The 20,318-nt window shown below is 53.7% G+C and carries 29 protein-coding genes and 1 tRNA gene; 16 read left to right on the top strand and 14 right to left on the bottom strand.

All coding sequences use genetic code 11. The annotated features are described in order from the left end of the window. Positions 1 to 6 precede the first annotated feature (6 nt). Both AArcSt2_RS01185 and AArcSt2_RS01180 read right to left on the bottom strand, forming a co-directional pair. Entirely contained in the window at positions 7 to 687 is a 681-nt protein-coding gene (locus AArcSt2_RS01185; protein WP_250582360.1) for an ABC transporter permease, read from the bottom strand. After that, positions 684 to 1,598, bottom strand: a complete 915-nt coding sequence (locus AArcSt2_RS01180; RefSeq protein ID WP_250582358.1) for an ABC transporter substrate-binding protein — start codon at positions 1,596 to 1,598, stop codon at positions 684 to 686. Before AArcSt2_RS01180 ends, AArcSt2_RS01185 begins: the two co-directional genes overlap by 4 nt. 158 nt (positions 1,599 to 1,756) lie before the next feature. On the opposite strand from AArcSt2_RS01180, the gene pth2 reads away from it, so the two are divergent. The 12 genes from pth2 (at position 1,757) to AArcSt2_RS01120 (ending at position 8,409) form a co-directional block, all read left to right on the top strand. Further along, a complete protein-coding gene (gene pth2, locus AArcSt2_RS01175) occupies positions 1,757 to 2,095 on the top strand; it encodes a peptidyl-tRNA hydrolase Pth2 (RefSeq protein ID WP_174652913.1) in 339 nt (112 codons plus the stop codon). After that, the gene (truD, locus tag AArcSt2_RS01170; RefSeq protein ID WP_250582356.1) at positions 2,095 to 3,468 is read left to right on the top strand and encodes a tRNA pseudouridine(13) synthase TruD; all 1,374 of its coding nucleotides are present in this window, start codon (positions 2,095 to 2,097) and stop codon (positions 3,466 to 3,468) included. The genes pth2 and truD overlap by 1 nt, the downstream gene beginning before the upstream one ends. A gap of 61 nt (positions 3,469 to 3,529) precedes the next feature. Further along, positions 3,530 to 4,501 carry an aldo/keto reductase gene (locus tag AArcSt2_RS01165; protein ID WP_250582354.1) on the top strand — a complete coding sequence of 324 codons (972 nt, stop codon included), beginning with the start codon at positions 3,530 to 3,532 and terminating at the stop codon, positions 4,499 to 4,501. A 54-nt stretch (positions 4,502 to 4,555) separates the two neighbouring features. Next, the gene (locus AArcSt2_RS01160; protein ID WP_250582352.1) at positions 4,556 to 5,287 is read left to right on the top strand and encodes a DUF2103 domain-containing protein; all 732 of its coding nucleotides are present in this window, start codon (positions 4,556 to 4,558) and stop codon (positions 5,285 to 5,287) included. An 81-nt stretch (positions 5,288 to 5,368) separates the two neighbouring features. Next, positions 5,369 to 5,632, top strand: coding sequence for a 50S ribosomal protein L37ae (locus tag AArcSt2_RS01155; protein ID WP_174652917.1), 264 nt, complete (start codon positions 5,369 to 5,371; stop codon positions 5,630 to 5,632). A 33-nt stretch (positions 5,633 to 5,665) separates the two neighbouring features. Next, complete coding sequence (locus tag AArcSt2_RS01150) at positions 5,666 to 5,800, top strand: DNA-directed RNA polymerase subunit P (protein WP_174652918.1); 135 nt, start codon at positions 5,666 to 5,668, stop codon at positions 5,798 to 5,800. Between the two features lie 15 nt (positions 5,801 to 5,815). Next, the gene (locus AArcSt2_RS01145) at positions 5,816 to 6,097 is read left to right on the top strand and encodes a KEOPS complex subunit Pcc1 (RefSeq protein WP_174652919.1); all 282 of its coding nucleotides are present in this window, start codon (positions 5,816 to 5,818) and stop codon (positions 6,095 to 6,097) included. 45 nt (positions 6,098 to 6,142) lie between these two features. Further along, entirely contained in the window at positions 6,143 to 6,538 is a 396-nt protein-coding gene (locus AArcSt2_RS01140; protein ID WP_174652920.1) for a prefoldin subunit beta, read from the top strand. A 6-nt stretch (positions 6,539 to 6,544) separates the two neighbouring features. Further along, positions 6,545 to 6,781, top strand: a complete 237-nt coding sequence (locus AArcSt2_RS01135) for a DUF3194 domain-containing protein (RefSeq protein ID WP_174652921.1) — start codon at positions 6,545 to 6,547, stop codon at positions 6,779 to 6,781. 210 nt (positions 6,782 to 6,991) lie between these two features. Further along, positions 6,992 to 7,609, top strand: a complete 618-nt coding sequence (locus tag AArcSt2_RS01130) for a GAP family protein (protein WP_250582350.1) — start codon at positions 6,992 to 6,994, stop codon at positions 7,607 to 7,609. A gap of 55 nt (positions 7,610 to 7,664) precedes the next feature. After that, entirely contained in the window at positions 7,665 to 7,874 is a 210-nt protein-coding gene (locus AArcSt2_RS01125) for an HVO_0649 family zinc finger protein (protein WP_250582348.1), read from the top strand. Between the two features lie 46 nt (positions 7,875 to 7,920). Then, positions 7,921 to 8,409 (top strand): universal stress protein, encoded by a 489-nt coding sequence (locus tag AArcSt2_RS01120; protein ID WP_250582346.1) that lies wholly within the window; start codon positions 7,921 to 7,923, stop codon positions 8,407 to 8,409. On the opposite strand, the gene AArcSt2_RS01115 is transcribed toward AArcSt2_RS01120, so the two are convergent. Both AArcSt2_RS01115 and AArcSt2_RS01110 read right to left on the bottom strand, forming a co-directional pair. After that, the gene (locus AArcSt2_RS01115) at positions 8,410 to 8,964 is read right to left on the bottom strand and encodes a GMP synthase subunit A (RefSeq protein ID WP_250582345.1); all 555 of its coding nucleotides are present in this window, start codon (positions 8,962 to 8,964) and stop codon (positions 8,410 to 8,412) included. A gap of 65 nt (positions 8,965 to 9,029) precedes the next feature. Beyond that, the gene (locus AArcSt2_RS01110) at positions 9,030 to 9,566 is read right to left on the bottom strand and encodes a DUF7097 family protein (RefSeq protein ID WP_250582343.1); all 537 of its coding nucleotides are present in this window, start codon (positions 9,564 to 9,566) and stop codon (positions 9,030 to 9,032) included. Positions 9,567 to 9,619: 53 nt separating this feature from the next. Here AArcSt2_RS01110 and AArcSt2_RS01105 point away from each other — a divergent pair, with 53 nt between their 5' ends. The 3 genes from AArcSt2_RS01105 (at position 9,620) to AArcSt2_RS01095 (ending at position 11,981) form a co-directional block, all read left to right on the top strand. Further along, positions 9,620 to 9,973 (top strand): DUF192 domain-containing protein, encoded by a 354-nt coding sequence (locus AArcSt2_RS01105; protein WP_250582341.1) that lies wholly within the window; start codon positions 9,620 to 9,622, stop codon positions 9,971 to 9,973. Between the two features lie 91 nt (positions 9,974 to 10,064). After that, entirely contained in the window at positions 10,065 to 11,612 is a 1,548-nt protein-coding gene (locus tag AArcSt2_RS01100; RefSeq protein ID WP_425493634.1) for a (R)-citramalate synthase, read from the top strand. Positions 11,613 to 11,672: 60 nt separating this feature from the next. Further along, complete coding sequence (locus AArcSt2_RS01095) at positions 11,673 to 11,981, top strand: DUF8081 domain-containing protein (RefSeq protein ID WP_250582337.1); 309 nt, start codon at positions 11,673 to 11,675, stop codon at positions 11,979 to 11,981. A 5-nt stretch (positions 11,982 to 11,986) separates the two neighbouring features. Here AArcSt2_RS01095 and AArcSt2_RS01090 read toward each other — a convergent pair whose 3' ends face one another. Further along, the gene (locus AArcSt2_RS01090; protein ID WP_174652929.1) at positions 11,987 to 12,691 is read right to left on the bottom strand and encodes an SDR family oxidoreductase; all 705 of its coding nucleotides are present in this window, start codon (positions 12,689 to 12,691) and stop codon (positions 11,987 to 11,989) included. A 216-nt stretch (positions 12,692 to 12,907) separates the two neighbouring features. Beyond that, positions 12,908 to 12,992: transfer RNA gene (locus AArcSt2_RS01085), tRNA-Ser, on the bottom strand. Between the two features lie 119 nt (positions 12,993 to 13,111). On the opposite strand from AArcSt2_RS01085, the gene AArcSt2_RS01080 reads away from it, so the two are divergent. After that, entirely contained in the window at positions 13,112 to 14,074 is a 963-nt protein-coding gene (locus tag AArcSt2_RS01080) for an AAA family ATPase (protein WP_174652930.1), read from the top strand. Positions 14,075 to 14,076: 2 nt separating this feature from the next. On the opposite strand, the gene AArcSt2_RS01075 is transcribed toward AArcSt2_RS01080, so the two are convergent. From AArcSt2_RS01075 to AArcSt2_RS01040, 8 genes are all read right to left on the bottom strand, one after another. Beyond that, entirely contained in the window at positions 14,077 to 14,610 is a 534-nt protein-coding gene (locus AArcSt2_RS01075; RefSeq protein WP_250582335.1) for a DUF7519 family protein, read from the bottom strand. Beyond that, positions 14,607 to 15,872, bottom strand: coding sequence for a DUF58 domain-containing protein (locus tag AArcSt2_RS01070; protein ID WP_250582333.1), 1,266 nt, complete (start codon positions 15,870 to 15,872; stop codon positions 14,607 to 14,609). The genes AArcSt2_RS01075 and AArcSt2_RS01070 overlap by 4 nt, the downstream gene beginning before the upstream one ends. Next, the gene (locus AArcSt2_RS01065; RefSeq protein ID WP_250582331.1) at positions 15,872 to 16,477 is read right to left on the bottom strand and encodes a DUF7269 family protein; all 606 of its coding nucleotides are present in this window, start codon (positions 16,475 to 16,477) and stop codon (positions 15,872 to 15,874) included. Before AArcSt2_RS01065 ends, AArcSt2_RS01070 begins: the two co-directional genes overlap by 1 nt. Continuing rightward, a complete protein-coding gene (locus AArcSt2_RS01060) occupies positions 16,474 to 17,451 on the bottom strand; it encodes a DUF4129 domain-containing protein (protein ID WP_174652934.1) in 978 nt (325 codons plus the stop codon). Before AArcSt2_RS01060 ends, AArcSt2_RS01065 begins: the two co-directional genes overlap by 4 nt. Before the next feature lie 43 nt (positions 17,452 to 17,494). After that, entirely contained in the window at positions 17,495 to 18,148 is a 654-nt protein-coding gene (locus AArcSt2_RS01055) for a hypothetical protein (protein WP_174652935.1), read from the bottom strand. Beyond that, positions 18,145 to 18,744 (bottom strand): hypothetical protein, encoded by a 600-nt coding sequence (locus AArcSt2_RS01050; RefSeq protein ID WP_250582329.1) that lies wholly within the window; start codon positions 18,742 to 18,744, stop codon positions 18,145 to 18,147. The genes AArcSt2_RS01055 and AArcSt2_RS01050 overlap by 4 nt, the downstream gene beginning before the upstream one ends. 102 nt (positions 18,745 to 18,846) lie before the next feature. Beyond that, positions 18,847 to 19,554 carry a hypothetical protein gene (locus tag AArcSt2_RS01045; protein WP_250582327.1) on the bottom strand — a complete coding sequence of 236 codons (708 nt, stop codon included), beginning with the start codon at positions 19,552 to 19,554 and terminating at the stop codon, positions 18,847 to 18,849. A 1-nt stretch (position 19,555) separates the two neighbouring features. Further along, positions 19,556 to 20,287 carry a DUF8116 family protein gene (locus AArcSt2_RS01040; RefSeq protein ID WP_174652938.1) on the bottom strand — a complete coding sequence of 244 codons (732 nt, stop codon included), beginning with the start codon at positions 20,285 to 20,287 and terminating at the stop codon, positions 19,556 to 19,558. Positions 20,288 to 20,318 lie beyond the last annotated feature (31 nt).

Genomic DNA, 20,318 nt, shown 5'->3' with positions numbered 1-20,318 from the left:
TCGCGGTCATCGTGATCTTCCTCCGCCGCTTCCAAGCCGGATGACGATCGCATTCACAGAGAGCACTAACACCAACAACACCGCGCCAAGTACGAGTGCAGTCTCGAACTGTCCTTGTCGTGCTTCCAACTGAATCGCGGTTGTGAGTGTCCGAGTGTATGAACTTCCATCGGAGACGATATTCCCACCGACAATCAGGACCGAACCAACTTCGCTAATCGCTCGACCAAATCCGGCAAGGATACCGGTTGCAATTCCATATTTGGCTTCTTTGATCGTTACAACTGCAACATCCAGCCGCGTCCCGCCCATTGCATAGGCCGCATCTCGAATCCCTCCGTCAACGCTATCGATCGCTGAGAGACTGATACCTGTAATGACCGGTGCTGCAAGGACGATCTGTGAGAGAATCATTGCCTCAGGGGTAAAGACCAGGTTGAGCGGGCCAAGCGGCCCCTGATTTGAGACCGCGAACAAGACAAGTAGCCCAACAACGACGCTTGGAAACCCCATTCCGGTGGTGATAATTGCATTCAGTAGCCGCTTTCCACGGAACTCCGTAACGCCAACAATAAGCGCGATCGGCAGGCTCAACACCGCACTGAGTGCAATTGCAGTAAGGCTCACATACAGCGAGACGCGAATGATACTCCAAATATAGCCATCCGACAAGAGTGCTGTAATCATTCGTCGATCGATCCGTAGCCAGTCTCATCGTCTGCTAGCGGGACAAAGAGCGGCTCATCATTGACTCGATACGTTTCAATGAGCGTTTGGCCCACCTCGCTCATCAAAAAATCAAGGTATTGCGTTGCAAAATTGTATCGTACGTGTTCGTGGCGATCCGGATTGACAGCCATTGCGCCGTACGGATTTGCAAGCGACCGATCGCCGTCTTCAACTGGCCCTGAAAGCAGTAGTGAGGGCGGTGCGTTTGCTCCCATCGAAAGATAGGTCCCGCGATCGGTTAGGGTGTATGCACCCCGTTGTGCAGCCATCATGAGGACGTTTCCCATTCCTTGACCCGCCTCAAGATACCATCCTCCCGACGGCGCGATCGCTGCGTGCTCCCACAACTCCAATTCTTTGATGTGTGTCCCCGAGTTGTCCCCTCGTGAGATGAACTCCGTCTCACTGGTTGCGATCTTCGAAAACGCAGCAGACACCGATCGTTGCGATCCAATATCGGCGGGATCCGACTCGGGCCCAACGATTACAAAATCATTCATCATCGGGACACACCGATCGATGCCATAGCCGTCCGCAACAAACGCTGCCTCAAGCGATGGTGCATGCACAAAGACAACGTCACAGTCACCTGCTCGCCCAGTCGCAAGTGCAGCCCCGGTCCCTTGGGCGATCGCTTGCACAGAAATGCCTGTGTTATCGGTGAACGAACGACTTAGTGCATCGACAATCCCGGAGTCATACGTGCTTGTCGTTGTTGCAATGCGAATTGTCCCATCAGTCGGTGTGTTTGGCTCCGTGGATTTGCGTCCAGTCGAGCCTGTCTGGAGAGCTGTTTGTGTGCAGCCTGCCGTCAGTGCAAGCATTCCTGCACCGATCGATCGGAGCACCGATCGACGTTGTGTCCGCATAGATACATCGGTGTTGGCAATGTTCTTATAGATTTCGCAGACCCAACAGCAACTGATTTCTGAATCGTTGAATAACCTCTCAATGAAACTACGAACGGTTACTTGACTGATGCCCGCCAAAGCGAACCGGACTTACACCCCGATCGAGAAAGGAGTGTATGAAGCAAGTCATCGCCGCCCGCACTGATATTGGCATGGGCGTTGGCAAACTCGCAGCACAAGTTGCACACGCATCGTTGTCAGCGTACGAAGATACGGACGAACGAACACGCCGTGCGTGGAAAGGTGGTGGTCAGAAAAAGGTCGTCGTCAAAGCCAGCGGCGAGTCTGAGCTGTACGAAATCGCAGAAAAAGCTCGTCTTGAGGGGCTTCCGCACGCAATCATTCGTGATGCTGGGCACACACAGCTTGATCCGGGTACCCCGACAACGATCGCCGTTGGCCCCGGTGATGACGAGCTCGTCGATCGCGTTACGGGCGACCTCTCTTTGTACTAATGACCATCGACGCACACCCGATCGAGCAGACGGTTGGAATGGAGCACTATGTGAGCGAGACCGAGGGTATTGGTGGTGTACTTCGAACCGAGCCTGATGATTTCCATGTCACGGAGCTTGAGGCATTTTCGATCGCCCCGTTTTCCGCAGAACCCGGCGGATACCCCGAAATCGTCCTTCGGGTAACGCTTCGATCGTGGGATACAAACGACTTCGCTCGGCGACTCTCGAACGCGCTGTCGATGAGCAGAGAGCGAGTGTCGTGGGCTGGAACAAAAGATAAACATGCAGTGACGACACAGCTGTTTACGGTCTCAAAAGCGGATCCGGACGAAATAGACGCACTCGATATTGATGGAGCAACGATCGAAGTGCTTGGTCGTGCGGGTCGACCGCTCTCGTTTGGGGACCTCTACGGCAACCGATTCTCGATTCGGGTCAGAGACGCGGAGACGTCTTCGCCCGTCCCACAAACGACTACCGAACTAGCGGCGTTTGCTGGGGACGAGAGCGAAATCGACACGAGTGAGCCAGTAACAGTTGGCGTTCCGAACTACTTTGGTCACCAACGATTTGGAAGCTACCGCCCAATCACACACGAGGTTGGACTCCGTATTGTGCGGGATGATTGGCGGGGTGCCGTGCTCTCGTATGTTGGCTCACCGTCGGAGAGCGAGCCTGAACGAACACGCAGCGCTCGAGAGTTTGTCGATGCGCAGGCCGAACGCGAGACGCCGGATTGGAACGCCGCGCTTGATCGTATGCCAGGACACCTTCGATATGAGCGATCGATGCTGCACCGGCTGCTGGAAGACGGCGCAACCACCGACGAGGATTTTAGACACGCGCTTGAGTCGGTCCCATCCAACCTCCAGCGACTCTTTGTGAACGCTGCACAGTCATACATCTTCAATCGTATCCTCAGCGAGCGGCTTTCCAAAGGGCTGCCGTTCGATCGGCCGATTGCAGGTGATGTGTGCTGCTTCGCCGATCGGGACGCACCGGACGGACTGTACGCACCCGATGATCACCGATTGCAACAGGTGACAGAAAAGCGCGTGCAAACGATGGAACGACACTGCAAGCGTGGCCGTGCGTTTGTTACCGCGCCGCTTGTTGGAACAGAAACCGAACTTGCGGACGGAGCGCAAGGCGAGATCGAACGTGCGATTCTCTCGGAACTTGAGATTGAGCCACCGGACTTCTCACTCCCCGGAAACTTTGATTCGACAGGGACTCGGCGCGCGATCTTGGTTCGAACTGATCTAACAGTCGATCCTGACGAGCTTCGATTTGCGTTTTCGCTTCCAAGCGGCTCCTACGCAACGGTTCTCCTCCGAGAGTATCTCAAAACAGGGCCGCTCGAACTGTAGCTGCCGCTGTCGCGGTAGCCACGAACCCAGTACTCATTACACCACGTGCGGATCGTTTCACATGGAATACACAACGCTTGGATCAACAGGTATCGAAGTGAGCAAACTCTGTCTCGGCTGTATGAGCTTTGGTAAACAGAATCGCAGCGAGTGGATGTTGGACGAGGAGGGTGGTCGTGAGCTTATTGAGCGGGCGATCGAACTGGGGATCAACTTCTTTGACACCGCAAACGTCTACGCGGCGGGAGAGAGCGAGGAGATTCTTGGAGAGACACTAACAGCGTACGACAGAGACGAGTTCACAGTTGCCACAAAGGTACGATTCGCCGTTGGAGACAAACCACACTCGTCGGGACTCTCTCGGAAGACGATCGAACAAGAGCTGGCGGATTCGCTTGAACGGCTGCAGATGGATACTGTTGATCTGTATCAGATCCATCGGTGGGATTATACAACACCGATTGAGACGACGCTTCGGGCCTTAGACGACGCAGTTCGACGTGGATCAGTTCGCCATATTGGTGCGTCCTCGATGTGGGGCCACCAGTTTCAGAAGGCGTTGCATCTGAGCGATCAGCATGGACTTGCACGGTTTGAGACGATGCAGAACCTCTACAACCTCGCGTATCGCGAAGAGGAGCGGGAGATGCTCCCCGTGTGTGCGAATGAAAACATCGGTGTGATTCCATGGAGCCCAATTGCTGCGGGCTACCTTGCGAGGCCGTACGAACAGGACGATGCAACAACGCGCGGCGAACATGAAACCGACATTGGCCGACCGTACCGTGAGGGTGGCGGTGAAACAATCAACGAACGGGTGCAAGAGCTCGCCGACGAGAGGGACCGTTCGATGGCCCAGATTGCGCTCGCATGGACGCTCCACAAAGATGTGGTGACTGCACCGATCGTCGGTACATCCAGCATCGAGCATCTCGAGGAGGCGGTCGAGGCAGTGTCGATCGACCTTACTGAGAGCGACATCGAGTACTTGGAGGAACCGTACACGCCAGTTCGGGTCTCCGGACACGAGTAGCTCACATCGACTGAAACAAATGATGTTTTAGTTGCGCCCTCCAAAACACCTGTAATGGACTGTTCGCGGTGTCACAACCCGCTCGATCGACCAGGCGACTACTGTCTGGTCTGTAACACCGCAAACTGTGATGCTGTCGTTATCGACTTTTCCCGTGATGCCGCGACGCTAACGATGGTTGCTGAGGAGACAATCCTCGGTGAAACCACAATTACAACCGTTCCTGAATTGGATCGAGATCATGACGATCGGGCAACGGTCGTTGAGCTCCGGAACTTCGCCGGACGCGTTGCTGATGAGGTTCGACGCAAGCGCCCGGAAACGGTTTTTGCGGCCGGCGAGCGTGAGCCGCTTCGAGAGACAAAAGCACAACTGCACTACGAGTTTTATCGGGTTCCGAATGAGGAACCTGTACAGTCGGTGATCGATCGGCGCGGGACACGCGCACTCGACATTGTTGAGATCCCTCCACGAGAGAAGATTGGTGGCCGCCACTCCACGCTCATTGGTGGGCGGAAAGGACGAAAAGCGATCAGCGTTATCGCTGGCCATCCACATGTCAAAAAGATCATTCCGGGACCGATCGACGCAGGCGGAAAAGGCTCACAAAAAGGACTGCGGGCGAAAGTCACCCGCGCGGATGGGAATGGAAACGTTCGGATGTTGCTTCGCGATGGTTCAAGCGTCCAAGAGAATCGGATTGTCACAACTGCAATGGATCGCGAGACCGGTGAGCGAGTTCGTGATGATCTCAACACTGCGCTTTCGGAAGCGGAGTTACAGTAGCGGATCTCCGGGTGTCACAGTGGCGCACAACGGGTCCGACTCAACACCTTTTTGTTCGCGCCTTGGGTACTGTCTGCTACTATGGCTGAAAAGAAGGCACGAAGCGTCGGGAGCGCCGGCCGATTCGGCGCACGGTACGGACGTGTGTCGCGGAAACGCGTGAAAGATATCGAAGCGGAAATGCGAAGCGCAACTGTCGATGGTGACAGCGTCAAACGCCTCGGAACCGGCATCTGGGTCAACGAGAAGACTGGAGAGAAGTTCGCAGGCGGCGCATACCGACCGGAGACACCTGGTGGAAAGCAGGTTCGACGATCGATCCGCGCAGCACTGGCCGACGAATAAGGTTTTCAACGACTTCGCCTAACTATATCATATATGAGCTACAAGTGCTCCCGTTGTAAACGCGATGTGGAACTCGATGAGTACGGCGGCGTTCGCTGTCCGTACTGTGGTCACCGCGTCCTGTTGAAAGAGCGGGCCCGAGACATCAAAGAAGTCGACGTTCGCTAACCGTCGCTGTCGATCGTGTCACACGCCGATCACACAGCGTCATTCTCCTTTCAGTACGACACCGAGCGATGCGCACGGATCGTTACAGATGCTGTTTCTATCGAAGTTGGTGAGCTTGCAGAAGACCGTGCACATGCAACAGTGTCGCGTGACGGATCAACTGTCACCGTAACAGTCCATGCGACAGACCTCATCGCGCTTCGGGCGGGAACAAACAGTTGGCTACGGTTGGTTTCTGTCGCGGAATCGATCGCAGATATGGTATCATATTCCACGGAAGATCCTAACACAAAATGAGTGGAATACCGCGGGTTTTTCCCGCTGGCGTTCAACGCTTCGAGCATGCAAGGAAATCTTCCACCGGAAGCACAGGAGAAACTCGAAACGCTTCAGGAACTTCAAGAGACCGCACAAAACGTTGCACAGCAGAAACAGTCAACGGAAAGTGCCCTCAATGAGGCAAAAACCGCACTCAACGCACTCGAAGATGTTGACAAAGACGCTGTAATGTACCGCGAGATCGGTGAACTGTTCATCCAGACCGACTACGACACCGCAGCAGAAGACCTCGAAGACAAGGTTGACAGCCTCGAAATCCGCGTTGAGCAGCTCAACAAACAGGAAGATCGTGTCCGCGGCCGATTTGACGATCTCCAAGAAGAGCTCCAACAGCTTCTGCAGGGTGGCATGGGCGGTCCAAGCGGCCCAGCCGGTCCGGGCGGCGCAGGCGGCGCATAAACGGTAATGTCGGAGCCAACAGACGAAGCAGTCGTCAATGCAGCTGCGGAGGCTGCTGAAGGCGTCATCTTCGCTCACTACAAACAGAAGGCAGTTCGTGACCTCGATATCACCGTCAGATTTGAGGACGGAATCCTCGAAGTTGACGTCTATCTGAACGCCCCGGATGATCCGGACCCAGAAGCGGTGATTGAAGAGGCGATCGCGGCCGCAGAGTCGGCGGTTGACGAACTGTTCGAGTAACGCTTTTTATACTACTTTATTTTGGATCTCCGATACGGGAGTGCCTACGTCCCAGTAGCAACTCTACACTGAACCTACAGCATTGCTGAGCAAATTATTAACCCGATTGTCGTACGTGTATACTCATAACGGAGTAGTTCGCTCTCAACTACTGTTGACACCCAACACAAACACTGGAGACACTCGTTGGGACCAACGCTCAGTTACACCATGGTTTTCTTGGATGTATTACCACTCGTCGTCGTGATGGTTGCGGGGCCACAGATACTCACTCCAATCTTTCTTGCATTGAGTAATGATTGGCGACGCAACTCTCTTGGGTACATTGCTGGGGCTGCGATTTCAATCACGCTTGTTGTGACAACTGCCTACATATTCGGTATTGGTGCGATCGGACAGGGGGCATCGAACACAATGCTGAGTGTCGTGATTCTTATCGTTCTTATTTTTGCGATGATCCATACCTACCGGACCAGAAATAAAGCAGAGCCACCGCAGTGGATGGGCAAACTTGATGCAGCCACACCAAAAACATCGTTCCGGCTTGGATTCCTGTTGTTAGGATTTTTCCCAACTGATATTCTGACGTCGATCGCAGTTGGTTCGTACCTTGCTGCGAACGGAGCGCCGTGGACGTACTCGCTGCCGTTTATTTCGCTCACAATTTTTGTGTTGTCGATTCCCTTTTTATTTCTGCTCCTGTTTAGTAAGCGTGCAGAAAGAGCGCTACCAATAGTCCGTGATTGGATGCACACTCACTCGTGGATCGTCAACGAAGTCGTGATCCTCTTCTTTATATTTCTCATTATGGGTAACTTATTGGGATGATACTATCAGCAACAGTGACAGAATAATTATATCGTCGCTTATGCTATGTCCTACCATGTCATACCAAGCACTGGGGACGACACCATTGGAGCGGCTCCAAGATCGGCTCAATCGGGAGGCACGTGTCTGTCCTGCGTGTCGGTATGAAGATACGGAGAACGGCTGGCAGGCAGTGACGAGTGGGTCGCGTGTTCAGTACCGACATATCTGTCCGAGCTGTGGGGAGATCTCAAAGCGAGAGCTTCGGCTGGGGTCACGATCGTAGCTGATCAACCCCCTACGTTCTTATTTTATGCGAGTGAGTGACTGCCATGGACAGCTACGATCGAATTCTTGTTGCGACCGATGGCAGTCCCGGATCACGACCAGTTCAAGAGCATGCGATCTTGCTCGCTCAGCTCTCTGATGCCGTAATTCATGCACTCTACGTGGTTGATCAGCGGTTTCCAAGCGCAACAGAGTATGATATGGTTGTTGAACGAATGGAAACGCAGGCAACAAACGCGCTTGATGCCGTCTCTGAGGCAGCAAAACCACATGGAATTTCAGTCACAAAACACCTCAGACGTGGCGTCCCTCACGAGGAGATTGTGGCATATGCTGACCAGTATAATATTGATATCATTGTAGTCGGAACGCATGGTCGATCGCAAATCCAACGGTTCATTCACGCAGGAAGCGTCACGGAACGCGTTGTGCGAACCGCAGAGGTACCTGTTTTTGTCACTCGGATTAGACCGGAAGACGATCCTGCAAGCACCGGGAGCGGAACAATACGGCTTCCCGGTGTCGAACTGTAATTAGTTCGATTCGCAGATGGAAATAAAGTTCTCGAACACTTCTTCGCCGCGCTCTGTGTGTGCAACCTCTGGATGCCACTGGACACCGTAGAGGTCTCGTTCGGTGTTGCTCATCGCCTCCACTCCACACACATCGCTCGTCGCGGTATGGGTAAAGCCATCTGGAACTGCTTTCACTTCATCGGCATGGCTTGCCCAGACACGTGTTTGTGGGGCGAGCGATCCGATGAGCGGATCATCTGCATCGAGAATCTCTACATCAACATCCGCATACCCACCGTAGTCACCTGATCCCACACGGCCGCCAAGCTCTTCAGCAATAAGCTGCATTCCGAGACAGATTCCAAGCACAGGGACGTCTGCATCGAGGTATTCGGCCGATCGGCCTGCACGGTCCATATCTGGGCCACCGGAGAGAACGATTCCATCTGCCTCGACGTCTGCGGGGTCGGTTTCGTTGTCAATAAGCTCTGTCTCTACATCGAGATCGCGGAGCGCACGTCGCTCCAAGTGTGTAAACTGCCCGTGATTGTCGATAACGACGACTCTGGTCATGCACTTTCTTGGATTGTTGGGCTCAAAAACAGTTCGGATCTGTGTATTCTATGCGTGTTTGTGTATCAGTAACGCGATTTGTCGTTCTTTGATCGATCGAGCGCAGACTGAAATCCGAACTCGTTTTGTTCTTTGGTTCGCCGTGCTTCTTTTTCCGCAATCGCCTCAAGATCCGGTGAAACGTCGTCATCAATCCGTGCAAACGAATTGTGGACTTTCGCATGACACCACCGACAAAGCGAAACTGTCAGCTCATGTGTCAGCGTCTGGTCATCGGATGAGATGTTTCCATATGAGAGATGGTGTTCTTCAAGCAGTGGTCGATCGGGCTCATTGGCGATCGGTATCTCCTCCAGCCCACACCGAGCACATTCACGATCGTCTGTCGTCCACCGATAGTGTGGGCAGTCTCGCCAACACTCATCTGCCCCAACGTGACAGCGATACTCCTCAGCGGCCCGTTCTTGAGCAAACGCTGGATCGTGACCGGCATATTCGAGCGCGTACCGACATCGCCCGTCGCTTGTGAGATGATCGCAGTGACCTGCCACCGCATACGGATCGTCAACGCCAACCGGGGTCCCCTGCGGTGTTCGCTCCATAGGTTTACTACTAAATCCACAATAATATAGCCCACCGCTGCGTCGCATCGCCCGTGCGAGTGGTACACCGGCCAACAGGAGATGGCGACGCAAACACGATCGCAACGACTGGTGAGTATGCGGACTCCTGGTTCAGTCAGGCGCGTGGGTTGATGTTTCGGCGATCGATCCCCGAGGACTATGCCCTCGTCTTCCGCTTCTCGAAGACAAAATCACGCGACCTCCATATGGTATTTGTCCCGTTTGCGATCGATGCAGTTTGGCTTATTGATGGGACAGTTGAGCGCACAGCACGGCTCGAGCCGTGGATTGGACTTGCCAAGGCACAGGCAGATACCATTCTTGAACTGCCTGCCGGTGCAGCATCACATGTGAACCCCGGAGATACGATCGAGATTGTCGAATAGTGTGGTAATAGTTGCAGGTCCGGCAGATACTGCTGTCAACTCGCTCCTTTTAGTACATCCAGCGACTCCACACAGAACGAGTATATGTCTCGTGATCGATTTATTGGGGTCTTCCCCCGATAACCACCCACTCCCAGTCGACAACGTACAGCTGCTTGACACCACACTTCGCGATGGTGAACAAGCGCCCGGGGTTTCTCTCACACCAGATGAAAAGGTTGAGATAGCCCAGGCGCTCGATCGCGCTGGTCTCTCCGTGATTGAGGCCGGCAGTGCCTGCACCAGCGAGGGTGAACGCGAGTGCATTAGCCGAGTAACCGAACTTGGTCTCGATGCGCGAGTGACAAGCTTTGCCCGCGGTGTTAAGTCAGATATCGATGATGCGCTTTCCTGTGATGTTGATGGCATTACGCTTGTGGTGCCAGCATCCGATCGCCACATCGAAACCAAAGTTGGAACAACCCGTGATGCGGTCGTAGAGAAATCAGTCTCACTGATTGCGTATGCCAAAGACCACGGCTTGTGGGTTGAGTTCCTTGGTGAGGACGGCTCCCGTGCAGATCCAACGTATCTTGAGCGACTTCTTGGAGCTGGCATTGATGCCGGAGCCGATCGGATCTGCTTTGCAGATACCGTCGGACACACCACCCCGGAGGCGACCTCTGAGATGGTCTCTCGGCTCTCGGCGCTTGGTCCAACAAGTGTTCACACGCACGATGATCTTGGACTTGCAATGGCGAACGTCCATGCAGGCCTCGCTGCGGGCGCAGATATGGTTCATGGAACGATCAATGGCATCGGTGAACGTGCCGGAAACGTTGCGCTCGAAGAGGTTGCGATCGCACTCAGCCATGGTTACGGCGTTTCGACGATGGAGCTAGAGTCCATCTATGAACTTGCAACGACCGTTGCACGCAATACCGGCATCCCGTTAGCGCCAAACAAAGCAGTCATTGGACAGAACACGTTCACTCACGAGAGCGGCATTCACACGGATGGAATGCTCAAAGACGTGGCAACGTACGAGCCGTATCCACCGGAGATGGTCGGCCGTGAACGGCGACTCGTCCTTGGGAAGCACGCTGGCCGTGCTGGTGTTGCCTCTGCGCTCGCTGAACATGATGTTGATGTGACCGAAAGCGAACTGCGAGCAGTTGTCGAGCGTGTCAAAGCGCTCGGCGATCGCGGAAAACGGGTGACGGATGCTGACCTGCTTGCGATTGCAGAAGATGTGCAAGGTCGCGATCGCGATCGCTACGTCGCACTGCTTGAACTCTCTGCGATCAGCGGGACAAGTGTTCCAACCGCGAGTGTAAAACTCCGTGTTGGTGAGCGCGAGCACGTTGCTTCGGGGACTGGTTCCGGACCGGTTGATGCCGCGCTCAAGGCAGTCCGATCGGCGCTCGGGTCGACTGCATACGCTGAACTTGAATCCTACCATGTTGATGCGATCACTGGCGGAACAGATGCGGTTGTAACCGTCGAGGTTGAGATGTCACGAAACGATCACACCGTCTCTGTTGCCGCCTCTGAGGCGGATATCACCCGTGCAAGCGTAACTGCAATGGTTGATGCGCTCGATCGGCTACTGGTCGCAGATCCACCGGAGCAGCCGATGACACCACCTGCAGACGACTGACCCACCCCAACTTCATTCGGGAGCACTTTTTATATTGCGTGTGCACACATTGTACAGACTGTGTTCGTTGTTGAGATCAAACCGTCTGCACGAAAGCGCAATCCCAATGTTGGCCGACTCGTGAACAAGTCGGGAACGACACACACATTCGAGAGTCGATCGGTTGCGGAACGGTGGGCGGCAGCCCTCATTTCGAGTGCACGAACACGGGTTTGGATTCAGTCTGCACACCCCGCGGATCGATCCGATGTTGATGCATATCTTCTCTCACGCAATACGCGTGGAAAACTGGAGGCAGCCTATGATAAACGTCGGCGTCGGCTTCGTGGTGGTGACACGAGCGCACAAAAAGGGCTGCCGATCGACTAATTATATTAGAGTGATTTAGTCAGTCCTCCATCGACGCGAATGTTTTGACCAGTAATGTAGCTTGCGGCCGGCGAGAGGAGGTATACAACCGCGTCTGCGATCTCTTCGGTATGGGCTGGCCGCCCCATTGGGATCCGGCTTCGTGTTTCTGCATCCACCTCGTAGCTATCGACAAAGCCGGGTTGGACCGTGTTCATCCGGATCCCATCTGCTGCGTACCGATCGGCATACAGTTTGGTAAAACTTCCAAGCCCCGCACGATGGATAGAGGAGACTGGAAACTCACTCGACGGTTCGAATGCTGAAAATGTGGAGATGTTGACGATCGATCCATGACCTTGCGACTCCATAATTGGGGTGACTAATCGGGCCATACGGATCACATTCAGCAGTACGAGAGCAAGCCCGTCATACCACTCCTCGTCAGATATTTCGAGCAGTTCACCGGATGGTGGGTGCCCGGTATTGTTCACAACCGCGTCAATCCGCCCGTACCGATCGGCTGTCGCCTCGACGAGTGCTTGTAAGTCGTCCGGGTTGGTCACCGATCCTTCGAATCCATCGCCACCGAGATCCTCTGCAACGTCCACTGCACTCCCTGACGGTGACAGTAGCACTGGTGTGTAGCCGTCTGCAGAGAGCTGTCTGGCGCAGGCTTCCCCGATACCGCTTCCTGCTGCAGTGACGATCGCAATCTTCGTATCTGACATACGCTGACAACCACAGTACAGTGGTAAAAATATGCCCTGTGACGGACTCCACAAAAAGCTCTCGAAGGGATCGTTTTGTAAAAAGCGCCGAGGGTGAGATTTGAACGGCACTCGCTCACGGATGCTCGCTCGCTGCTTCAAATCGCACGATAGTCGTAGCCACACCCCGAAATTGAGTGCCATAGCACGCTCTCGAGGAGATAGTTTTGTAAAAAGCGCCGAGGGTGAGATTTGAACTCACGTGTCCGAATGGACAGTAGATTTCGAATCTACCGCCTTGGCCGGGCTAGGCTACCTCGGCGTACACTCACAGATGTCGCTTCATGAAGGTAAATACTTTCGGTTGAAATCGCCGCTGTGTACCGATCTCACACTGCGGCGACCCCGAGTATTAAGCCACTTCCACGCCGGGTGGTCTGTATGGATATCCCCGATGCGACTGCAGCGTGCCGTGCGGTCACTGATGCAATCGGTACGGCAGTGATTGCCGAGCAACAATTCCTCGATCGCCTTCTCATTGGCCTACTCGCTCGTGGTCACGTCCTGCTTGAAGACGTCCCTGGAACGGGAAAAACGCTCACTGCCCGAAGCGTCGCAACTGCACTTGGACTTGACTTTTCACGGATACAGTTCACTCCCGATCTACTCCCGTCGGATGTAACTGGCACGAATATGTACGACGAGTCTGACGGAACGTTTAGTTTCTCTCAAGGGCCGATCTTTGCGAACGTTATTCTTGCAGACGAAATCAACCGGGCACCGCCGAAGACACAGGCGGCACTGCTCGAAGCAATGGAAGAAGGGCAGGTTACCGTCGATGGAGAGACACACATGCTTCCAACACCATTTTTTGTCATTGCAACGCAGAACCCGGTTGAGAGCGCAGGCGCGTTCGAGCTACCGGAAGCACAGCTCGATCGGTTTGCAATCAAATCCTCGATCGGATATCCCGATGAGTCTGGAGAGGTTGAACTTCTCAAACGACGTGCCGGACGAGCCAATCGAAGCCCGTCCGTTGAGTCTGTACTCGATCGTGACGCGGTCCTCTCACTTCGAGAGGCACCAGAGAGCGTGCTTGTCGATGCGGATCTACTCAGCTACATGGTGTCGATCACGAGAGAAACCAGAGCGGATCGTCGTGTCTCGGTTGGTGTCTCTCCACGGGGAACACAACGGTTATTCGAGACGGCACGTGCGCGGGCGGTTGTTTCCGGTCGCTCATTCGTTACACCGGATGATATTAAAACGATTGCACCGGTTGTGCTTGCGCACCGACTTGTGCTTACACCGGACGCGCTTGTCAATGATGTAAACCGAGCGCAGATCATTCGTGATGTGCTTGATTCGGTTCCTGTACCAACAGTTGAACAACCATCGATGTGAGTTCACTGTCGATAGACTGCAATAATAATCACTGCACCAAGAATCAGCAATACCAGCGCAGTCATCGGCTGGCCGTCACCTGCCAACACGTAGATTGCGTATCCCACTGTTGCTGTTGTACTTGTGACAAAAAGACTGAATGCGGCTCGAACCGCCTCTAATCGAGCAGTGTCTGCATTATGCCCAAGTGTCTGTCCAATGTCAATCGCAGAAGAACCAATATCCCATGCTAAGATTGCACACCCGGTTGCACCAAGCAACGGCGCTGGCGGTGCACCAAGAACGCCAGCAGCAACAATTGCGCCAGTTGTCATGAGCGCCCCAAGTGTCACGCCTTTCTGCCGGCCGCGATATACACTGACTGTTGTTATGAGTGCGCCAACGGCTGCTATCGTTGCACCAACCAACGAACCAAGCACAAGCACAGCAGCAGCAAGCAGACTCAAAAATATCGCTGCATAACTGCTTGCGGCCGCTGGTTTTCGATTAATTGTTTCCTGACGGGTTTGTCCTCGCGAGGTAGTCTCTCCGCTCACTGTGACCACCGCTGTGTTGCAGCCATCACTGCTGTTGGCAGCGGCTCATCGCCCCAATCAACGACGCGAATTCCATTCCCACGGAGTGTCTGGAGGCGATGTTGCCGTTCGATTGCCGCAATCCGATCGCCGATCGTATCTGCGGTTGTCTCATCGGGTGTAATAACGGTGACGAGATGGCCATATGCGTGTAGCCGCCGTGCAGTGTATATTGGCCGATCATCAACAAATGGGGAGCAGAAGACTACCTGTGCATCGGCTGGGAGTCGACGAATAAACCGGTTGAACCACAGTGTATGATAGAGGGTTCCTTCCGTTGCGGTCGGTGCTAAGCCTGGATGCGTTGCAAGCGCTTCTTGTACCCGTGCAGTGTGTGTTTTCCCGCTCTGTGGTGCAATCCAACATTCCGTTGGAGACATCGTAGCAATTCCAACCCGATCGCCATTCGAAATCAACGATGAAAAAATGGTGGCAACCGCATCAACGCTTCGTTCAACTGCATTCCGACCGGTTGGTTCTGCTGCAACGTACGCCTCTTTTCGAGAGTCCACAAGCAGTATGACCGTTGCTGCGCGCTCCTCTCTGAAATTGAGGGTCGAAAGCGTCCCCGTCCGTGCACGTCGATTCCAATCTATTCGGTTGAGTGGATCACCGCTCCGATACGCTCTGGTTGAATGAAATTCAATTCCATACCCACCAACATCCGTGGTTACCCGGCCACTGTACGGTGTTGTCAGCCCATGAAGCGAAAGGTTCGCACCAGCATGAAGCGGTGGCGTACAGCGGAGCGTTGTCGAAACTTCGCACACTGTCTCTCGCTCTCTTGATCCGCTTGGATTTCGTGTGATAAGCCGGAGGCTATCCCACGTATGCTTGCCACGAACGACTGATACCGTGTAGTGACAGGTCGTTGTCTCACCCGGCCGAAGTGATGTTCCGATTCGTGCAGGTCCATCAATTGTCTCCAGTGCAGGTGGTACACCGTCAATGACTCGAAGGTCAGAGAGCCATTTCGAGCCAGTATTTGTTATGGTAAGCGTTACGCCTGTGGTCTCTCCCGGTGCTGGGGCCTCATCTCCAAGCTCTCGATCGATCGAAACGTCCGCCACAGGAGCATCCCACAGCTTTGTATATGCCGCGTACCCAAATCCAATAATTCCTGCGAGGATGAGTCCAGAACTCGTCGTTAATACCCCAATTGCGACGACAAGGAGGGTAAGGCCTTCAATTCCAGCCCACCGCTTTGTCGCAAAGCTCCTCATTATTTCGTCCTTCTATCGGCCAACTGTTGTTGCTCGTCCTCATTCCACAGCGTCTCAATCTCGGTCACTGTCCGATCGATCGCGATTCTATCAAGGGACTGTCGGAACAGTACCGCACGAACTCGATCGCGTGGTGGATATGGTGTATTTGAAAGAAACGTCACTGCCAGCCGGTCAGTTGGCCACTCACGAGTATCAACTTTTGAGAGTGCGTTTTGTTCGGAAAGCCCTCTCCGAGCAACGAGCGATTGTACCGCGAGTGCTCGAAGTTTTGTTCTGAGTTTTCGACGCCGGTTTGCGGCAGACCGACCACCAGCAACGATCACAGCTACGTCGTCAGTCAGTGCACTCCCTGGAGATGGGGCTGCTTTTCGTTGCTCTGGGTCGCCGAGTGTGATGTGCGCTCGATCGGTCTCTTTCCCCGAAAGCGTGTATCTAACACCTTGTACCAGTGCGAACAACCCAACAAGCGTTAAAAATGTGCCAGTGAGGGTCAACAGCTCAGAAACGTCCGCAACGAGCAACGCTGTGAACCCAACTCCGATCGTTAGTACGCCAAATACAGCGACCCATCCAACTGAGAGTCGTTGCGCTGTGGTACTCATGTTGATTCATCCTCCTCTACTGTACTATAGGTCTCTTCAATCCGCCGAAGAATGGCGATCGCTTCGGCTTCTCGATCGGCAGTCACTGTTGTCTTACCGTAGCGAACAGACTCAAAGAGTCGAGTAAGCGCCTCCGCATCAGACCGTGCAATACCTGCATCAACCGCAGTGTCGCAAAACTCCACCGGTGTTGTTGTTTCCGGATTCTCAACCGCAAGGGCGTTGGTCATCGAAATCCATGCCCGATAGATCTCATTCTGGTCCGTTCGTGTTTCCGTTTGGCTGAGCCGATCGGCCGCATTCCCAGCGGTCTCGCCAAACGCTTGTTGGAGGTTGTCTGAAGGGTCCGGCTTTTCCGTCGATTCGCCCGTGTCGACTGGCATCTCTTTTCGATCAGTACCTCCCGCAAGAAGCAAAAACACGCCCCCAAGCAACCCAATGATGAGTAGTAGCCCAAAGAGTGCAGTTGGAATCGGGACTGTTGGTGACTGCTCACCGTCCTCTCCTGGTGACCCACCGCCCTCAAACAGCCCTCCATCACCACCGCCTCCTGTCCCCATGTCTGGAACTGGGAGTGTGATGTCAAACGGATCGCCACATGCCGCAAGAACAAGATACAGCGGGCCAAATACGAATACAACCGCAGCCATCAGTACACCTGCTGCAAACAATGACCCAGTGTCTCGATAGGCGAGATAGCCAATTGCAACCCAGAGGGCGAACACCACAACGAGCGTCGTCGGCTCAGTCAGTAGCGTTACACACGGAAAGGGAATATCAAACGATCGATCGGGGGCTGCGTCTGCTTGCTCATCAGTTCCTGGTGAGTCACCGATAAATGACCCGTCACCGCTTCCAAACCCTGATTCGGTTCCATCACTAGTCACCGCAGAATCAATTGTCGCAGCCCCAACTGCAAGTGCCATGACTGCAAGGAGGGCAACCGCGATCGCAACGAGCGCTGACCGGTCCACACACAACAGTTCGGGATTAGGGAGTTAGGCGTTTCGGCGTCAGTTACGAAAGATACTCTTCACGCATCCACTCATTGAATAGGTCAACAGAACACTGACTCAGCTCGTGTGTCCACGCATCAACACCTGTTTTCGGTGGCTCTCCAGAACAGGTCTCCGCAGGAGGGCTGTTTGTGCTATAGCTCTCTGCGTAGCCTGAAAGCATCGGTGAGTTTGCACCATCCGTGTTTTCCCCATGTTCGTGTTTCACGTCAACGGAGTGGAGAAGTTCGTGAATGACCATATTCTCAAACAATCCCGCCGCATCAACCACGAGGTCAAACTCCAACACCGCTGCGTTAATGAGCGTAACTGGCCGCTCTGTTTCTCGATATTTACCACTGCTAAGGCCGAGATATGGATAGCGAGACGTATCTCCACAGCTTACGTATCCACGGAGCATACTTGTACTGTAAATTAACATGTTCATCTCTCCCTCAACGAGCGATGCGTCACCACGGAAATGGTCAACATACCCGCCATAGGTGCTGTACGGTGCATGTGGAAGGTCAATTTTGCCTTTCTCATGGAGAGCAAATGTTGTCTCAACTTGAGACTCAAACCGTCCGATAGCGTTCTCAACATGAGGTATGACATCCTGTTCTGTGAACTGGTCACGCCACAAATGCACCACATAGGGCTGTAGCCCTTCACTCATGTTGGCTCTCCGGTCTCTATGGTTATGCGCGCCAATGACGCCGTCTCACGTATCCAGATCGCAGTGAGGCGTCCTTCACACCGATAGCAGTGTGCGTGATCCTGAACCTGTCCATGGACATACGACCGTGTTGGTGAGTGACCTTCCGATGATGGGGCCCCAGCAACTGCGGTTGGGGTCGTTGCTCCTGCTGTTTCGATGTAATACGTGGCATCGTTTTCGAATGTAATGTCGGTTTTATCGAGCTGCTGTGGTACTGTGCCGTGGACGTACATTCGGAGCGGGCCACTCGTTGTAATACGTGATGGGAGTGCCGTTGCGTCGTACACATGCTGTTCATTTTGATCCAGCGAGTTGTGGAACTCCGTTGCTGCGTCCTGAGCCGTGTCTGTGTTGGAGGCTATTGTCGGATACTGCAGTTGGTACCTGATTGCTGTCTCTGTAAACAGTCGAATCTCCAGCAACTCGTCTGGAGCGGATGACCGGTTACGATACCGATCTACTCCAACCGGTATCGCTGCACTGCCAACAAATCCAGCAAACCCACCTATCTGTTGGAGTGACTCTCGTCTGGTTAGTGACCGATCATCGACCATACCACATATTCCACGATATATTGGTTAAAATTTATCAGCAATTATTGGAATGTTTTGATTATATGAATAACACAGCTACCTGAATATTTGCTTTTGTACCCACTAGCTGTCCGACTGATACTGGTGGTGTACTGTCTGGATGGTATTGCGAATAATCCGATGTTCTCCCCGTTTCATTGCCACTGTTGCCTCCTCCGTGAAATCAAGTGTAAACGGTTGTGTGGCCGGAAGTAGCGCACCAACAGGGCCAAGTAGCCTCTCTGGATCAATCGTTGTCTCAAATCTGAATGCCGCTGGGAATGTATCAAGCGGTTGAGTGAACCGGAATTTAGTGTTGACAAAGTTTTTCGCCTCTTCTTTGGTGAATGTCTCGGTAACGGTAGTCCAAAATTCATCACTTGGGTGGCGAATAAGCGGGACAATTGCATCACCAAGCGTGGTCGATCGATCGAGAAGTGCCGTTTCGATGTCCGCTCTTTTTTCAGACGACACTGTTGGTGAGATCGCATCGACATATGTGTCGGTCGACAGAAGCTGTTCGCGATACGGCTCTACGCCTCGGTCATCAGCTGCGTACGCTGCGATTACAGCAAACTGCTGGAGTATCTCTGTGTGATATTTTTGCAGCTCTGGCTGGACAACATATCGATGTAGTGCCGTTGAGCGCCCCAATAACGCATCAATAAGCCGCGTGGGTGCGTCTCCGGCCCCGTTTCGGAGTGCTCTGGCAATCCGAAACTCCTCTGCGGTTGCGGTGAGCGTCTCATCAACAAACTGTTCGAATCCATTTTTGACCGCAGTGTCTGTCATTTTAGGGCTCTCTTAGCTGTGATTCCAGTTCGTTTCGTTCGACAGTGAGTATTTGTTCCCAAACATCGAAGAGCGTGCTGTTGAGTTCATACTGCTCGTTTATTCTTTTTACCCAGAGATCATCTTGGAACAACAGCGCCTGGAACTGACAGACATCTCGATCAAGCGTTGTCCGAGTACCAGTGTAGTATGCAACGCTCTGTTTGTGTGTTCGATCGACAAGCTCCTGGGGGACAATAATACCTGACTCTCTGGCGACATGGACGAACCACTCCAGATGCAAGATTGCATCCGCAAACACAAACCGATCGACAAACCCTGATACCATGTTTACCGCGGGGACACCGTCGACCAGCACATCTTGTGGCCGAGAGAACCGTGGAGCCGGCACTGAGACGCCGACACAGTATGGTTTTGCGACACGAGTCAGTCGAAGATCAGCATATCTAACTGGTCCAATCAGCCCAAGTTCATACCAGAGTGGCATCCACTCACAGAACGGCTCACAAAAGCGAGCATCTGCAAGCAGATCTGCGGCGATCGATCGGCGAAGTTGGTCGGGGATTGCAAGCCGTCCATCGGCAAGCGCTTGCATACCGGCTTCGTAATCAACAAAGTTCGAGGTATCAAAACCCATACCCTCTGCAACCGTCTCAACGTATTCCGCCCCGAGTTGGTACCACGTTGCGAAATCAGTCGGTTGCCATAGTCGAAGCAGAGACAGAACAGTCACAGGTAGTGTACGAGCGCAACCAATTTAGTCG

Source organism: Natronocalculus amylovorans, assembly GCF_023638035.1.
In the GTDB taxonomy this organism is placed as follows: domain Archaea; phylum Halobacteriota; class Halobacteria; order Halobacteriales; family Haloferacaceae; genus Natronocalculus; species Natronocalculus amylovorans.
This window is presented reverse-complemented; position numbering and strand designations above follow the sequence as displayed.

What these genes read in the sequence shown, in the direction of transcription:
- AArcSt2_RS01125 (WP_250582348.1), top strand. Translation starts at nt 7,665, where the DNA reads ATGTCATACCAAGCACTGGGGACGACACCATTGGAGCGGCTCCAAGAT.
- AArcSt2_RS01065 (WP_250582331.1), bottom strand. Translation starts at nt 16,477, where the DNA reads ATGAGTACCACAGCGCAACGACTCTCAGTTGGATGGGTCGCTGTATTT.
- AArcSt2_RS01130 (WP_250582350.1), top strand. Translation starts at nt 6,992, where the DNA reads ATGGTTTTCTTGGATGTATTACCACTCGTCGTCGTGATGGTTGCGGGG.
- AArcSt2_RS01165 (WP_250582354.1), top strand. Translation starts at nt 3,530, where the DNA reads ATGGAATACACAACGCTTGGATCAACAGGTATCGAAGTGAGCAAACTC.
- AArcSt2_RS01110 (WP_250582343.1), bottom strand. Translation starts at nt 9,566, where the DNA reads ATGGAGCGAACACCGCAGGGGACCCCGGTTGGCGTTGACGATCCGTAT.
- AArcSt2_RS01180 (WP_250582358.1), bottom strand. Translation starts at nt 1,598, where the DNA reads ATGCGGACACAACGTCGATCGGTGCTCCGATCGATCGGTGCAGGAATG.
- AArcSt2_RS01070 (WP_250582333.1), bottom strand. Translation starts at nt 15,872, where the DNA reads ATGAGGAGCTTTGCGACAAAGCGGTGGGCTGGAATTGAAGGCCTTACC.
- AArcSt2_RS01150 (WP_174652918.1), top strand. Translation starts at nt 5,666, where the DNA reads ATGAGCTACAAGTGCTCCCGTTGTAAACGCGATGTGGAACTCGATGAG.
- AArcSt2_RS01135 (WP_174652921.1), top strand. Translation starts at nt 6,545, where the DNA reads ATGTCGGAGCCAACAGACGAAGCAGTCGTCAATGCAGCTGCGGAGGCT.
- AArcSt2_RS01080 (WP_174652930.1), top strand. Translation starts at nt 13,112, where the DNA reads ATGGATATCCCCGATGCGACTGCAGCGTGCCGTGCGGTCACTGATGCA.
- AArcSt2_RS01160 (WP_250582352.1), top strand. Translation starts at nt 4,556, where the DNA reads ATGGACTGTTCGCGGTGTCACAACCCGCTCGATCGACCAGGCGACTAC.
- AArcSt2_RS01090 (WP_174652929.1), bottom strand. Translation starts at nt 12,691, where the DNA reads ATGTCAGATACGAAGATTGCGATCGTCACTGCAGCAGGAAGCGGTATC.
- AArcSt2_RS01120 (WP_250582346.1), top strand. Translation starts at nt 7,921, where the DNA reads ATGGACAGCTACGATCGAATTCTTGTTGCGACCGATGGCAGTCCCGGA.
- AArcSt2_RS01050 (WP_250582329.1), bottom strand. Translation starts at nt 18,744, where the DNA reads ATGGTCGATGATCGGTCACTAACCAGACGAGAGTCACTCCAACAGATA.
- pth2 (WP_174652913.1), top strand. Translation starts at nt 1,757, where the DNA reads ATGAAGCAAGTCATCGCCGCCCGCACTGATATTGGCATGGGCGTTGGC.
- AArcSt2_RS01055 (WP_174652935.1), bottom strand. Translation starts at nt 18,148, where the DNA reads ATGAGTGAAGGGCTACAGCCCTATGTGGTGCATTTGTGGCGTGACCAG.
- AArcSt2_RS01115 (WP_250582345.1), bottom strand. Translation starts at nt 8,964, where the DNA reads ATGACCAGAGTCGTCGTTATCGACAATCACGGGCAGTTTACACACTTG.
- AArcSt2_RS01140 (WP_174652920.1), top strand. Translation starts at nt 6,143, where the DNA reads ATGCAAGGAAATCTTCCACCGGAAGCACAGGAGAAACTCGAAACGCTT.
- AArcSt2_RS01045 (WP_250582327.1), bottom strand. Translation starts at nt 19,554, where the DNA reads ATGACAGACACTGCGGTCAAAAATGGATTCGAACAGTTTGTTGATGAG.
- AArcSt2_RS01155 (WP_174652917.1), top strand. Translation starts at nt 5,369, where the DNA reads ATGGCTGAAAAGAAGGCACGAAGCGTCGGGAGCGCCGGCCGATTCGGC.
- truD (WP_250582356.1), top strand. Translation starts at nt 2,095, where the DNA reads ATGACCATCGACGCACACCCGATCGAGCAGACGGTTGGAATGGAGCAC.
- AArcSt2_RS01185 (WP_250582360.1), bottom strand. Translation starts at nt 687, where the DNA reads ATGATTACAGCACTCTTGTCGGATGGCTATATTTGGAGTATCATTCGC.